The organism is Rhizobium sp. SL86 (assembly GCF_026672545.1).
Taxonomy (GTDB): Bacteria; Pseudomonadota; Alphaproteobacteria; order Rhizobiales; family Rhizobiaceae; genus Neorhizobium.
In genome coordinates, this window is sequence record NZ_JAPPRJ010000002.1 from 1,103,639 (window position 1) to 1,118,095 (window position 14,457).

Annotated in this window: 15 protein-coding genes; 10 read left to right on the top strand and 5 right to left on the bottom strand. The window is 62.1% G+C overall.

Going from position 1 to position 14,457, the window contains the following annotated elements; translation table 11 throughout:
* Positions 1-83 precede the first annotated feature (83 nt).
* Positions 84-296 (bottom strand): hypothetical protein, encoded by a 213-nt coding sequence (locus tag OU993_RS17180; RefSeq protein WP_268159458.1) that lies wholly within the window; start codon positions 294-296, stop codon positions 84-86.
* Positions 297-306: 10 nt separating this feature from the next.
* Entirely contained in the window at positions 307-492 is a 186-nt protein-coding gene (locus OU993_RS17185; RefSeq protein ID WP_268159460.1) for a hypothetical protein, read from the bottom strand.
* A 114-nt stretch (positions 493-606) separates the two neighbouring features.
* On the opposite strand from OU993_RS17185, the gene OU993_RS17190 reads away from it, so the two are divergent.
* From OU993_RS17190 to OU993_RS17235, 10 genes are all read left to right on the top strand, one after another.
* A complete protein-coding gene (locus OU993_RS17190; RefSeq protein WP_268159462.1) occupies positions 607-2,280 on the top strand; it encodes a glycoside hydrolase family 13 protein in 1,674 nt (557 codons plus the stop codon).
* Between the two features lie 244 nt (positions 2,281-2,524).
* Positions 2,525-3,631 carry a BMP family ABC transporter substrate-binding protein gene (locus OU993_RS17195; RefSeq protein WP_268159464.1) on the top strand — a complete coding sequence of 369 codons (1,107 nt, stop codon included), beginning with the start codon at positions 2,525-2,527 and terminating at the stop codon, positions 3,629-3,631.
* Between the two features lie 368 nt (positions 3,632-3,999).
* Positions 4,000-5,109 (top strand): ABC transporter permease, encoded by a 1,110-nt coding sequence (locus OU993_RS17200; RefSeq protein WP_268159714.1) that lies wholly within the window; start codon positions 4,000-4,002, stop codon positions 5,107-5,109.
* Positions 5,106-6,038: an ABC transporter permease gene (locus tag OU993_RS17205; protein ID WP_215570104.1), complete on the top strand. Its 933-nt coding sequence runs from the start codon at positions 5,106-5,108 to the stop codon at positions 6,036-6,038. The genes OU993_RS17200 and OU993_RS17205 overlap by 4 nt, the downstream gene beginning before the upstream one ends.
* Before the next feature lie 9 nt (positions 6,039-6,047).
* A complete protein-coding gene (biuH, locus tag OU993_RS17210; RefSeq protein ID WP_268159469.1) occupies positions 6,048-6,782 on the top strand; it encodes a biuret amidohydrolase in 735 nt (244 codons plus the stop codon).
* Positions 6,779-8,320, top strand: coding sequence for an ABC transporter ATP-binding protein (locus OU993_RS17215; RefSeq protein ID WP_268159470.1), 1,542 nt, complete (start codon positions 6,779-6,781; stop codon positions 8,318-8,320). Before biuH ends, OU993_RS17215 begins: the two co-directional genes overlap by 4 nt.
* A 14-nt stretch (positions 8,321-8,334) precedes the next feature.
* A complete protein-coding gene (locus OU993_RS17220; RefSeq protein ID WP_268159471.1) occupies positions 8,335-9,018 on the top strand; it encodes a cysteine hydrolase family protein in 684 nt (227 codons plus the stop codon).
* A complete protein-coding gene (locus OU993_RS17225) occupies positions 9,011-9,799 on the top strand; it encodes a 5-formyltetrahydrofolate cyclo-ligase (protein ID WP_268159472.1) in 789 nt (262 codons plus the stop codon). Before OU993_RS17220 ends, OU993_RS17225 begins: the two co-directional genes overlap by 8 nt.
* Positions 9,799-10,173: an oxalurate catabolism protein HpxZ gene (gene hpxZ / locus OU993_RS17230; protein WP_268159474.1), complete on the top strand. Its 375-nt coding sequence runs from the start codon at positions 9,799-9,801 to the stop codon at positions 10,171-10,173. The genes OU993_RS17225 and hpxZ overlap by 1 nt, the downstream gene beginning before the upstream one ends.
* A 29-nt stretch (positions 10,174-10,202) precedes the next feature.
* Positions 10,203-10,853, top strand: a complete 651-nt coding sequence (locus OU993_RS17235; RefSeq protein WP_268159476.1) for a GntR family transcriptional regulator — start codon at positions 10,203-10,205, stop codon at positions 10,851-10,853.
* On the opposite strand, the gene atzF is transcribed toward OU993_RS17235, so the two are convergent.
* The 3 genes from atzF to OU993_RS17250 all read right to left on the bottom strand — a co-directional run bounded on the left by atzF (position 10,850) and on the right by OU993_RS17250 (position 14,437).
* Entirely contained in the window at positions 10,850-12,169 is a 1,320-nt protein-coding gene (atzF, locus tag OU993_RS17240; protein WP_268159478.1) for an allophanate hydrolase, read from the bottom strand. The genes OU993_RS17235 and atzF overlap by 4 nt on opposite strands.
* A gap of 101 nt (positions 12,170-12,270) precedes the next feature.
* On the bottom strand, positions 12,271-13,248 hold the full coding sequence (locus tag OU993_RS17245) for a threonine ammonia-lyase (RefSeq protein WP_268159480.1): 978 nt from the start codon (positions 13,246-13,248) through the stop codon (positions 12,271-12,273).
* Positions 13,249-13,498: 250 nt separating this feature from the next.
* Positions 13,499-14,437: a glutaminase gene (locus tag OU993_RS17250; RefSeq protein ID WP_268159482.1), complete on the bottom strand. Its 939-nt coding sequence runs from the start codon at positions 14,435-14,437 to the stop codon at positions 13,499-13,501.
* Positions 14,438-14,457 lie beyond the last annotated feature (20 nt).

Here is a 14,457-nt window from a genome sequence, read left to right on the forward strand (position 1 = left end):
ATATACGCGCAAAACCCGAAAAAACAAAGCGGACGCGGCGCTATTCTGAACGCCGCGTCCTGCACAGTGTCTCGTAGCACAAATCAATGCGCCGGGTGCGACCCGCCACCCTTGCGAGACGGGTCGTGATCATGGTGGCGGTCCTGCTCCCCACCTCCACCGGAGACCTGGGAACGGGTGCGGTTGTCGGGGCTCGCCTTGCCCTTGCGCAGATCGAGCGGTGCCTTGGCATTCTGCTCGGACGAACCCGGCCCGCCCTGCCGGATGCTGGCCGGCGTCTTCTGTGAAGTCGACATCAGTTTCTCCTCATCGGTCCTGCTGGTAGCCTTGGTTGGTCGTATTGACCTTGATGTTTCCCTGGCGACCTTGCTGATCGAAATTCTTCTGGGACGGGTCGATGCCGCGCCCCTCTTCCGGCGCGGCATGGGTCTTTTCGCCGGTGCCCTTGTGGCTCAGGTTTTCGTCGGGAACGGGTGGAAGTCGGCTGTTCATGACAAGCCTCCCTTGGTCTTGATTGAACACACCTTTCCAACCGCAGACAGGGAGTGATGTTCCCCACAGGCACCCTATGTCTTCACCAGACAATCCCGAAACCGAGGAGGATCGATGTCAACGCCCACCCATCTCAATCCCGCCGTTGCCACGAAACGCCAATGGTGGCATTCCTCCACCGTCTACCAGATTTATCCGCGCAGTTTTGCCGACAGCAATGGCGATGGCATCGGCGACATTCCCGGCATCATCTCCAAGCTCGATTATCTGGAAAACCTCGGCATCGACGTGATCTGGCTCTCGCCGATCTACGCCTCGCCGATGGACGACAATGGTTATGACATCTCCAACTATCAGGACATCGCACCCGAATTCGGCACGCTCGACGAATTCCGGGAACTGCTGGCCAAGGCGAAGGAGCGCGGGATCGGCATCGTGCTCGATCTCGTCGTCAACCATACCTCCGACGATCACGACTGGTTCAAGCAGGCAAAGTGCGGGCGCGATAACCCGTTCCGGGATTTCTACATCTGGCGCGATCCCGGGTCGGACGGCGGGCCGCCGAACGATCTGCAATCCTATTTCGGCGGCTCGGCCTGGGAATTCGATCCGCCGAGCGGGCAATATTACCTGCATCTCTTCTCCAGGCGCCAGCCGGACCTGAACTGGGAGAACCCGCGCGTCCGCCGCGCGATCTGCGACATGATGAACTGGTGGCTGGATCGCGGCATTGCCGGTTTCCGCATGGACGTGATCGACCTGATCGGCAAACAACCGGACAGGATGATTACCGCCGACGGGCCGCATCTGCACGATTACATCCAGGAGATGCACCGGGAGACACTTGCCCGACGCGACGTGCTGACAGTCGGCGAAACCTGGAGCGTCACGCCGGATTCCGCCCTTCTCTATTCGGGCCGCGAGCGCCAGGAACTGTCGATGGTCTTCCAGTTTGAACACGTGACGCAACGCTGGGACGAAGTTTTCGGCAAATGGCGCTCGAAACCCTTCGACCTTGTGGCACTGAAGTCCGTCTTTTCCAAATGGCAGCAGGCGCTTTCCGAGGACGGCTGGAACTCGCTCTTCTGGGGCAATCACGACCTGCCGCGCGCCGTCTCCCGCTATGGTAACGACGGAGAGTTTCGCGTGCCATCGGCCAAGACGCTGGCGACCGTGCTGCACATGATGCGGGGCACGCCGTATGTCTATCAGGGCGAAGAAATCGGCATGACCAACGCGCCCTTCACCGCGATCGACCAGTACAAGGACATCGAGACGCTGAACATGCACCGCCTGCACCTGGAGGCCGGCCTCTCGCCGGAGGACTTCATTACCGGCGCCAATATGAACAGCCGCGACAATGCCCGCACGCCGATGCAATGGACCGACGGTTCGCATGGCGGCTTTACCACCGGTACGCCATGGATCGAAGCGAACGGCAATGCTGGCCATATCAATGCCGCGGCAGCTGTCCGCGACGAAACCTCCGTCTTTCACCACTATCGAAAGCTCATCACGTTGCGAAAGACACATGACGTTATCGTTTACGGCCGGTTCCAGTCCTATCTCGATCAGCACCCGGAGATTTTTCTCTACACCCGCACGCTGGGCGGCGAGCGCGTGACCGTGATCGCGAGCTTTTCCGACACTCCCGTTGCCATCGACCTGCCGGCAGAAGTGCAGACAGAAGGAGAGGCTCTGGTGTGGACCCACGAGCCCGTTTCTCAGCTGGGAAAGGAGATCACGCTGCGCCCTTGGGAGTCGATTTCCCTTCTCACGCGGAACTGACAACCAGATGCGGCGGCTCGCGTATTGGCGACCTTCCGTTGTATGCAATCGGAATTCTAATGCACATAATTTGCACATCGTGATGCAAACGCACAATCCATAGGCGCTCATCTTGAACTCGAACGGCGCCTTCCCCCTAAATATGGGGGCTTAGCCTTCGTTTGGCCGTTGCATCAGCGTGGCACGCCCTTTGCATTCCCTTTTGGGAAAGACCCATGAGGGGTCGAGAAAGAGGGGAGTGCCAATGTCCAAATTCGATCTGTCCCGTCGCTCGCTGCTGAAAACCGGCCTTGCCGGTGTGGCCGCCAGCGCCCTGCCCTACCATATTGCCCGCGCGCAAGGCGCTGTCACCGTCGGCATCGTTTATGTTGGCCCGCGCGATGATTTCGGCTGGAACCAGGCTCACGCGGTTGCTGCCAAGGCGCTGAAGGAAGTGCCGGGCGTTACCGTAATCGAGGAAGAGAACGTGCCGGAAACGGATGCCGTCGCGAAATCGATGGAATCCATGATCAACCTTGATGGCGCAAACCTCATCCTCGCCACCTCGTTCGGTTACTACAATCCCTTCGTCGTTGATCTGGCCAAGAAATACAGCAAGGTCGAGTTCCGTCATGCGGCGCCGCTGTGGAGCAAGGACAAGGACCCGAAGAATGCCGGCTCCTACTTCCCGTATCTCAACCAGGCGCATTACGTGAACGGTGTCGCCGCCGGCCTGTCTTCCGCCTCGGGCAAGATTGGCTTCGTCGCGGCAAAACCCATTCCCTCGGTGCTCTCCAACATCAACTCCGTGCTGCTCGGCGCCCGTTCGGTGAAGCCGGATGCGACGGTTCGCGTCATCTTCACGGGCGAGTGGTCGCTTCCGGTTCGCGAAGCCGAAGCCACCAATGCGCTCGTTGACGCCGGCTGTGACGTCATCACCTGCCATGTCGACAGCCCGAAGGTGGTGATCGAAACGGCGGAAGCACGCGGCGTGAAAAGCCTCGGCCACAATGCCTCCCAGGCGCCGCTGGCACCGAAGGGCTTCATCACCGGCGCGGAATACAAGTGGGAGACGATCTACAAGTCGTTTGCCGCCGATATCGCTGGCTCCAAGACGCTGCCGAACTTCCTCGTCGGCGGTTTCGACAAGGACATGCTGCGCTCCACCCCTTACGGCGCCGGAGCAACGGATGCGGCCAAGAAGGCGGCGGATGCCGCGCGGGCAGCCCTCGTCAAGGGCGAGTCGATCTACAAGGGCACGCTGAAGGACAACCAGGGCAAGGTCGTGGTCGACAAGACCTATGACAATTACGACCCCTATCTCGACGGCATGAACTGGCTGCTGGAGGGCGTCCAGGGCTCGATCACCTGAGACGCTGCCTGCCAACAGGTGGAAGGATAATGCGTTAAAGACCCCCTCTGGCCTGCCGGCCATCTCCCCCACAAGGGGGAAAAGACAGGCGGCACCGCCCTCCCCGACCCGGGTTCCCAGAGATTTTGGGCACGACGGAGCGGCAGGTTAGCCCCTCCCCCCTTGTGGGGAGGGGTTGGGGAGGGGTCTTAAGACGATCCGCCACCTATGCCAGCGCAGATGGGACACCAGACGTCCCTCTGCCCCATAAGCAGCGAAAGCACGGTCACCAGCGGCTAGGGCCGGTTCCGGCAGGCCGGGTCATCAAGAGGCAGGTTCGCCCGTCGTCCGGGCAGATCTCCGGTGAGAGGAGAGCACACGTGGCAGACATGACGGTTCAATCTCTTTCGGCAACGTCGTTGAGGCGTAGACCCAGCATCGGCACGCTCAAATTCGCCGAATCCATCTTTATCCCGGTGGCCGCGCTGCTGGCCTCTGCGGCGTTGTTTTCCGTCTTCCTTCTGTTTCTCGGCAAGTCGCCGCTGATGTTCTTCCAACTGCTCTGGGTCGGCGGCTTCGGCTCCGGCTTTTCGCTGCAGAACACGCTGCAGCGTGCAGCCCCCCTGATCCTGACGGGACTTGCCTTTGCGGTTCCCGCCCGCATCGGGCTCACCATGATCGGTGGCGAGGGAGCGCTGGTACTGGGCGGACTGTCGGCCGCGGCGATGGCCATTCCCCTCGTCACGGCCGGTGTACCGGCGTTCCTCACACTTCCCATCATGGCGATGACCGCAATGCTCGCCGGCGGCATGTGGATCGGTTTTGCCGGATGGCTGCGTTATTATCGCGGCGTCAACGAGACGATCTCCTCGCTGCTTTTATCCTATATCGCAATCGCCACCATGAACTTCTTCGTGGAGGGGGCGCTGCGTGATCCGGCCTCGGCCAACAAGCCCTCCACCATGCCGATCGGCGATGCCTACCGGATCGGCTCCATTCCAGGCACGGAGGTGCATTGGGGATTGGCGGCTGGCCTTGTTCTGGCGATTGGCCTGCATATCCTGATGACCAGAACCACCTTCGGTTTTGCGGCCCGCGTCACCGGCGGCAATGCGCGTGCAGCGCTCGCCCAGGGCTTACCCGTCGGCAGGCTCATCGTCGCCTGCACCATGATTGCCGGCGCCTGTGCCGGTCTGGCCGGTTTCTACGAGGTTGCCGCCGTGCATGGTCAGGCGAACGCCTCGCTCGTGGCGGGTTACGGCTTCACCGGCATTCTGGTGGCGTTTCTCGCCCGCCAGGTGCCGCTTGCCATCATTCCGGTGGCCGTGCTCTTCGGCGCGCTCAGCGCTGCCGGCGGCATCATCCAGCGACGCATGGGCATGCCGGATGCCACCGTTCTGGTGCTGCAAGGTCTGATCTTTGTCGTGCTGTTGACCAGCGAAACCTTTTACGGCCGCATTGCCTTCCTGCAGCCGAAACGCGCGGAGGACCGCACATGAACGAGACCCTGCAGGATAGCGCGCTCATCACCGCTCTGATTGCTATGCTGGGCGGCGCGATCCGCGTCTCCACGCCCTTCATGTTCGTGGCGCTGGGCGAATGCCTGACCGAAAAATCCGGCCGCATCAATCTCGGCCTCGAAGGCAGTCTGGTGCTGGGCGCCATGGTGGCCTATGCCGGCTCCTTCCTGACCGGCAATCCGTGGGCCGGTGTCTTTTTTGCCGGTTGCGCCGGTCTCGTGCTCGGCGCGCTGCACGGTTTCATCTGCAAGCTGCCGAGGGTCAACGATATCGCGATCGGCATCGCCTTCATGAGCTTTGGCACCGGTCTCGCCTTCTTTTTCGGCAAACCCTATATCCAGCCGCAGGCACCGCGGCTTGAGGCGATCCATCTCGGCGACTGGACCGGTGATCCGCGTCTTGCCCAGGCGCTTGAGGTCAACCCGCTCTTCTTCGTCGGGGTGGCGCTTGCCGTCTTTATGTGGTGGGCCTTCCGCAACACGCGCTGGGGCCTGATCGTGCGTATGACCGGCGACAGCGCGCCGGCGGCCAAGGCCATGGGTGTCTCCGTCGATCTCGTGCGTTTCATCGCCACCGCCATCGGCGGCTTCATGGCCGGTATCGGTGGCGCTTTCCTCTCGCTCTATTATCCCGGCTCCTGGAACCAGGGGCTCTCCTCCGGCCAGGGCCTGATGGCGGTTGCGCTCGTGATTTTCGCCCGCTGGGGGCCGCTGCGCTGCATTCTCGCGGCCCTGCTCTTTGGTGCCGCCGGCGCGCTTGGTCCCTCGCTGCAATCGGTCGGTATTTCCCAGGGCTATTATTTCTTCAACGCCGCCCCCTACATCCTGACGCTGCTGATCATGATCGCCTCGGCGCGGTCCAAGGTCGCGGCGCGCGAGGCGCCGGGCGAGCTTTCCATCACCAAGTGAGGTCATGACATGAAGTCTCTCGACGAACGGATCGAACAGGCGCTCATTCCCGGCGGCACGACGCTTTCCGCCGACCCCTATCCCTGGCCCTTCGACGGCAATTGGGGACCGCACAACACGGCGCTCGTCGTCATCGACATGCAGACGGATTTCTGCGCGCCGGGCGGTTATGTCGACAGCATGGGTTATGACATCTCACTAACCCGCAAGCCGATCGAACCCATCCAGACCGTGCTCGCTGCCATGCGCGCCAAGGGTTATCCGATCATCCACACCCGCGAGGGCCACAAGCCGGATCTATCCGACCTTCCCGCCAACAAGCGCTGGCGCTCGCAACGCATCGGCGCCGGCATTGGCGACCAGGGGCCGTGTGGACGCATTCTCGTGCGGGGCGAACCGGGCTGGGAGATCATTCCGGAACTGCAGCCGGAACCGGGCGAGGCCATCATTGACAAACCCGGCAAGGGCACGTTTCTCGCCACCGATTTCGAACTCGTGCTGCAGATGAAGCACATCCGCAACATCGTCTTCACCGGTGTCACCACAGATGTCTGCGTGCACACCACCATGCGCGACGCCAATGACCGCGGCTACGAATGCCTGCTGCTGGAGGATTGCTGCGCGGCAACGAAGGTGGAGAACCACCTGGCCGCTGTCGACATGATCAAGATGCAGGGCGGCGTGTTCGGCGCCGTCTCCAACTCGGTCGATTTCATCAAGGCGCTGCCGGGAGGCCCATCATGAGCGCGCTGGCGGTTGAGACCGCCTCTCTGAAAAAGGCTCCCTCGCTGTCGGCCATCGGCATGACCAAGACCTTTGGCAGTTTCACGGCACTTGGCGATGTGTCGATCAATGTCGCCGCCGGCTCCTTCCACGCGCTGCTCGGCGAAAACGGTGCGGGCAAATCCACCCTCGTCAAATGCATCATGGGCTTCTATTCCGCCGACAAGGGCCAGGTGATGCTGGATGGCCGCGAGGTGATCATCCGGTCGCCGCGTGATGCGCGCGCCCATGGCATCGGCATGGTCTACCAGCATTTCACCCTGGTGCCCTGCCTGACGGCGGCGGAAAACCTGGTCATCTCGCGGGCCGACACCCCCTCGGTCATCAACTGGCCGAAGGAGCGCAGGCTGCTCGACAGCTTCATGGAAACCATGCCCTTCCGCGTGCCACTCGACACGCAGGTGGCGAGCCTTTCCGCCGGCGAAAAACAAAAGCTGGAAATCCTGAAGCTTCTCTACCTCGACCAGCGCTTCATGATCCTCGATGAGCCGACCTCGGTGCTGACGCCGGGCGAGGCGGACGAGATGCTCGGCCTGCTGCATGGCATGTGCGACCGGGGCGAGATCACCGTGCTGATGATTTCGCACAAGTTCCGCGAGGTGAAAACCTTCTGCGACCGCTTCTCCGTCCTGCGGCGTGGTCGGCTGACCGGCGAGGGTGACGCCAAATCCGCGCCTGTCGAGGACATGAGCCGGATGATGATCGGCGACACGGAAGTGCGTGAACGGGCGGCACGAACCGAACAGATCGACCGGAAGGATGTACTGGAACTGGCCGGCCTCTGCGCCGAGGACGATGCGGGGCTTCCCGCCATCCAGGGCGTCAACCTGAAAATCAAGGGCGGCGAGATCGTCGGCATTGCCGGCGTCTCCGGCAACGGGCAGAGCGCGCTCGTCGAGGTGCTGGCCGGTCAGCGCCCGCTGACGGATGGTGAGATCACCATTCATGGCGAGATCTTCACCCCCAAGCGCGGCAATTTCGATCGCTTCAAGGTCTATGGTCTGCCGGAGGAGCCGCTGAAGAATGCCACCGTGCCGCGCATGAGTGTGGCCGAAAACATTGCCTTCCGCACCTTCGACAAGCCTCCGATCACCAGTCTCGGCTGGTGGATGTCGAAAGGCCCGATGCGCAGCCAGGCGGAGGAACTGATCGCCCGCTACAGGGTGAAGACCACCTCTCCCGACGCACCGATCGAAACTCTGTCCGGCGGCAATGTGCAGCGCGCGGTTCTGGCGCGCGAACTCTCCGGCGACGTGGACGTGCTGATCGTCGCAAACCCATGCTTCGGGCTCGATTTCGCCTCGGTCGCGGATATCCGCAGCCAGATCATGGAGGCCCGCAACCGCGGTGCCGCCGTGCTGCTGGTCTCGGAAGACCTGGACGAAATCCTCGAACTGGCGGACCGCGTGGCGGTGATGTCCGGCGGCACGATTTCCTATGTCGCGCCGATCGAAGAGACCGACCGCAACACCATCGGCCAGCACATGGCCGGCCATTGAGGTGGATGAGCATCATGACCTTTCCCGTTCCCGCCCGCCCCTATCCCTTCCCGTTTGTGCCCGGCCGCACGGCACTCGTTGTCATCGACATGCAGCGCGATTTCATCGAGAAGGGCGGTTTCGGCGACAGTCTCGGCAATGACGTGACGCGGCTGGAGGCGATCATTCCGACGACGGCAAAACTCATCGATCTGTTCCGCCGCAAGAAATGGCCCGTCGTCCATACCCGCGAGGCGCATCTGCCGGATCTTTCCGACTGCCCGCCCTCGAAGATCAGCCGCGGCAACGCGCCGCTGAAGATCGGCGAGGAAGGTGCGATGGGAAGGCTTCTGGTGCGCGGCGAACCCGGTAACCAGATCGTTGATGCGTTGAAGCCGATCATGGGCGAGGTCGTCATCGACAAGCCCGGCAAGGGGATGTTCTGGAATACCGACATCCAGTCGATCCTCGACAACAAGGGCGTGACGCATCTGGTGTTTGCCGGGGTGACGACAGAGGTCTGCGTGCAGACCTCCATGCGCGAGGCCAATGACCGGGGTTACGAATGCCTGCTGGTGGAAGATGCCACTGAAAGCTATTTTGCCGAATTCAAGCGGATGGCGATCGAGATGATCGTCGCGCAAGGCGGCATCGTCGGCTGGGCGACGCCGTTTGCCGAACTGGAGGCCGCCGTGGCGCGGGATCTGGCCAATGCCTGAGTTCGAGGAGGGGCAGAGAGGCCGCTGGGCAGGCCGCAATGCAGGCAAGGATGTTGTGCGCAACCGGATCTGGGCCGCACTTGAGGAGACCGGCGTTGCCATAGGCCCCGCCTGGAGCATGATCCCGAACTTTGTCGGCGCCGATGTTGCCGCCTGGCGATTGGCTAGGACCGACGCCTGGAAAAAGGCACGCACGGTCAAGACGAACCCGGACGCACCGCAGATCCCGATCCGGCTGCGTGCGCTCTACGAGGGCAAGACGGTCTATGCGCCGGTTCCCTACCTGACAAAGGATTTTCCCTATCTCAGGCTTGATCCCAAGAAGCTGGTCGAGAAAGGCATTTCCTTCGAACTCGCCGCCGTCGCCCAGGGGTTTGTCGAACACGGCGAGCGCATCGGTTTCGAGGATGTCGAGCCGCTGGACTTCTGTGTCGTCGGTTCGGTCGCGGTCTCGCGCGCTGGCGGCCGTACCGGCAAAGGTGCCGGTTTTGCCGATCTGGAAACGGCGATCTTCCGCGAACTCGGCACCATCAACGACGAGACTCCCTTGGTCACGACGGTGCATTCCGTGCAGTTGGTCGATGACCACGAGGTGGTGATCGAGCCGCATGACAGCCCGCTCGACATGGTGGCGACCGAGAGCGAGTTGATCATCACTGGCAATCGCCAGCCAAGGCCCGCGGGTGTCGATTGGGACCGGGTTCGACCGGACCAGTTCGAGACCATACCTTTCCTCACCGAGCTGAAGACCCGCATGCTCAACCGCAGAAAGACCGGCTGATGGAGATCGATCATCCCGAAACCAGGGCCGAGGTCGAGGCGATCTTTGCCGCCTACGAGGCAGCGCTGCTCGCCAATGACAACGCCACATTGCTCTCCATGTTTCTCGACAACGCCGCCACCGTCCGTTACGGGGTAAGCGAAGTGCAACACGGCTATGGCGAGATCACCGCCTTTCGCAAAAGCCAGGCGCCATTCACGCGTCGGCTGGAGAAAACGGTGATCACCACCTATGGCCGCGATTTCGCCACTGCCTCGACGCTCTTTCTGCGGCCGGACCTGCCGGGCGAGATCGGCCGGCAGATGCAGACATGGGTCAGGACACCCGATGGCTGGAAGGTTGCGGCAGCCCATGTCAGCATGATGCCGGAATAGGGCCGCACACAAAGGAAGACAGGTTTCGCGTGCTGAAGAAAACTCCTCGGACCTCGACGGAAGACATCCGCCGCCAACTGGCCGAGCGGATCATCAGCAGCGAGCTTGCACCGGGCACCGTGCTGGACGAAACACAGCTGGCGGCCGAGTTCACCGTCTCCCGAACGCCGATCCGTGAAGCACTGAAACAACTGGCGGCAAGCGGACTCGTTGACCAGAAACCGCATGCCCGCACGGTGGTCGCCAAACCTGACGAGGACAAGCTCGCCGGCATGTTCGAACTGATGGGCCATCTGGAAGCGCTCTGCGCTGGGATGAGTGCCCTGCGCATGACCGCACCGGAACGGGACCAGCTCGACACGCTGCACGGTGAAATGGCCGCGATCGTTTCTGCCGGCGATCGGCAGACCTACATCCAGGCGAATGAACGGTTCCACGGCGCCATCTACCGCGGCAGCCACAACCCGTATCTGGAGGAGATCACGCTCTCGACGCGCCAGCGCCTGCAACCTTTCCGCCGGGCGCAGTTTTCCACGCTCGGTCGCCTTGCACGCTCGCATGCTGAACACGGGCTGATCCTCGAAGCGATCCTGCGCGGCAACCAGATGGAAGCGGAGAGGACGATGCACGCACACATCACACTTGTCGAGGACGCCTATCACCGTCTGGTGGGCAGCTAACGGGCGGGACGCTTTTCCACCCGCAACGCCAGCGCCGCCAGCAGCCCGTCGTTTCCCGCCGGACCGATGAAGGTGATGCTGGAGGGCAGGCCATCGCTGCGCAGCCCGACCGGCAGCGTGATGGCGGCAAGGTCAAGCAGGTTGACGAAATTCGTATAGGTGCCGAGATTGGCGTTATGGGAGAGCGGCTCCTCGGCGATTTCCGAAATGCGGTAGAAACGCGGGATAGTGGGGACCGCAAGGCAGTCCAGCGCCTGCAGCACAGGTTCGACCTGGCGTTTCAGCGCCTGCAGCCGGTACATCGCCTCGAAGGTTTCGACCGCCGTAATGGTTTTTGCCGGGCTGATTATGCTGAAGGTGACGGGCAGAAGAGCCGACGGGTTGCTTTCGATGAAAGAGCGGATGGCCGCATAACGCTCTGCCACCCAAGGCCCTTCGTAGAGCAGGCGAGCCACCGCATGGAAGGGCTCGAAATCGAGTTCGACAACCTCGAAGCCCAGCGATTGCAGCATGTCCAGATCGGCTGCAAAGGCGGCTTCTGACACCTGGTCGCCAAAAAACAGCCGCTGCGCGGCGGCCGGCACGCCGACCTTCGGCCGTGGTCTCGGCTCTTGCAGAACCGGTGGCGGCGCATGCCGGGAAAACGGATCATCCGCATCGTAACCCGCAATCACCTGCAGCACCCGGAAGGCGATGTCGACATCACGCGAGAAGATCGAGACCGTGTCCAGCGTCCGGCAGGCCGGCACGACACCGGTGGATGAGACCAGCCCGAGAGAGGGTTTGAGCCCGACGATGCCATTCATGCCGGCCGGGATACGGCCGGACCCGGCGGTATCCGTTCCCAGCGAAAAATCGACAAAACCCCTAGCCACCGCCACAGCGGAGCCAGAACTTGATCCCCCCGGGATCAGGTCGGAACGCAGGGCATTCGGCGCGATGCCGAAAGGAGAGCGCACGCCCACCAGTCCGGTTGCGAACTGATCCATGTTGGTCTTGCCGACAAGGATCGCCCCGGCCTGTTCCAGGCGCTCCACGACGTTTGCGGAACGTTCGGGCATGTAGGCAAATGTCGGGCAGCCGGCAGTTGTCGGAATTCCCTCAACGTCGATATTGTCCTTCACGGCAAAGAGCAGCCCGTAGAGTGGTTTGCTCTCTCCCGCTCCGGCCTCCATCCGCTCGGCCTCGGCCAAAGCAAGATCACGCCGTTTCAGGGCGGTGAAGATCGATCGGCTCCTGAGGTTCTCCAACTGGCCAATGGTATCGGTTGGCAACGCTTGACGAACATAATTCTCTGATCGAACGGCCGATGGCATGAAGGGAACCTGCGCGCACAAGAGAAGATCGATTTCCAGCTTGCTAAAATAGAGAACTCCGCGAGAAGGGACAGACCCACGCCGACAAAAGTTTGAGGTCTTTACGAACCGAAGCGGGCCAGCGCATCGGCAAAGAGGACCGGATCGACATTGCCGCCAGAACAGACCGCCACCACGGCATCCCCCTTGATCTCGTCACGCCGGAACAGCGCCGCAGCGAGCGCGACCGCACCGCCGGGTTCCACCACGATCTTCAGCCGCGTGAAGGCAAGAACCATGGCGCGCAGGGCTTCCTCATCCGTCACCACAAGGCCCGGGCCACAGAGCCTTTTGTTGATCGGAAAGGTGATCCTACCGGGCTCTGTCGTCACGATGGCATCACAGATCGAACCGCCCTTGGCCGTGTTACGCTCGATGGTGCCGCTCGCCAGCGAGCGCGCCGTGTCGTCAAAATCTGCCGGTTCGGCCGGGCGCACCCGTAGGCCCGGCGCCTTCGCCTCGAGCGCCAGCGCAACGCCCGCCGTCAAGCCGCCTCCACCGCAGCAGACAAGCACATCGGCCTGATCGATACCTTCCGCCCTTGCCTGTTCGGCAATTTCGAGCCCCACCGTTCCCTGCCCGGCAATCACCTGCGGTTCATCAAAGGGCTTGATCAGCGTCAGACCGCGCGCGGCGGCAAGTTCGGCACCCAAAGCATCCCGGTCTTCCGTCAGCCGATCATAAAGGACGACCTCCGCTCCATAGGCCCGGGTGTTGTCGATCTTCACCTGCGGCGCATCGGACGGCATGACGATGACCGATGAAATGCCGTGCAGCTTCGCGGCAAGCGCCACGCCTTGCGCATGGTTGCCGGAGGAGAAGGCGATGACGCCACGGGCTCTAACCTCCGCTTCCAGCGCCGAAACGGCGGACCAGCCGCCACGGAACTTGAAGGAGCCGGTCTTCTGCAGGCATTCCGGCTTCACGAACAGGCGTCGGCCGGCAAGCTCATCGAGAAACGCAGAGGACAACAGGGGCGTATAGACCGCCCGCGTGCCAAGCCGCTGGCGTGCTGCTTCAATCATCGAAATGTCAGTCATGGGAATCACTCGCGGAGGAAAATTGGGGCGGTGATCCAGCCTAGAGGCTGCCACGCGGGCTGCAAGCCACAATCGACATGCCGGAAAATGGGAGGCAACGCCGCTGACATTGCCCCCCGGCCGCATCTCCCGGGAAAGGGAAATGATTCGTGTTCGATTTTTGATATCGCTGCTGCTGAAGAGAAATGTGACAAAACGCAAAAAAGACAAGGCGCGGTGGATCGCATTTTGCCGTTCGCGCCACGCGTGCCTACAGGGAAGGTGCCCCGAACACGGACCAGCCGGTCCTGTTGGCGAGCATTTCCAGAGCCAGGGACCCGACCAGCGAATTGCCGTTCTTGTTCAGGCCCGGCGACCAGACAGCGACCGAAGCACGGCCGGGCGCGACCGCAAGAATGCCGCCTCCGACGCCGCTTTTGCCGGGAAGGCCGACATGATAGGCGAAATCACCGGATCCATCGTAATGACCGCAGGTCAGCATCAGCGCATTGATGCGCCGTGCCCGCTGGCTCGAGACAACCGTGTGACCGGTCAGCGGCGTACGGCCATTGCCGGCCAGAAACAGGCCGGCTCTGGCCAGCTGCGTGCAACTCATCGCCAGCGCGCATTGATGGAAATAGACGCCGAGCACGTGGTCCACCGGATGGTGCAGCTTGCCGTAGGACTTCATGAAGTTCGCCAGGGCGAAATTGCGGAAACCCGTTGCGGTTTCGGACTTGGCGACCTCCGGGTCGATGCCGATCGCCGGATCATCGGCCAGATACTGCACGAAACGCACGATTTCGCCGATCGCTTCGCGCGGCGTGTGGCCCGCCAGAACCAGGTCACTAATGACAATGGCGCCCGCATTGATGAAGGGATTGCGCGGCTTGCCGTGCTCATGCTCCAGCTGAACAATGGAATTGAAGGCCGATCCGGACGGTTCGCGTCCGACGCGGTTCCATGTGGTTTCGCCATGTTTGCCGAGTGCCAGCGTCAGGGTGAAGACCTTGGAAATGCTCTGGATCGAGAAGGGCTCGTCACAATCGCCCGCCTTGAACGCATTGCCTTCCAGATCGACGATGGAGATGCCGAACTTGCCGGGATCAACCCCAGCCAGCTGGGGAATGTAGTCGGCAACCTTTCCCTCCCCGATCCGGGGAAGCAGCGCCTCGTGAATCTCCTCAACGATCGCCTGAAGGTCCATCATGATGTGTCGTCGTCCCGCCA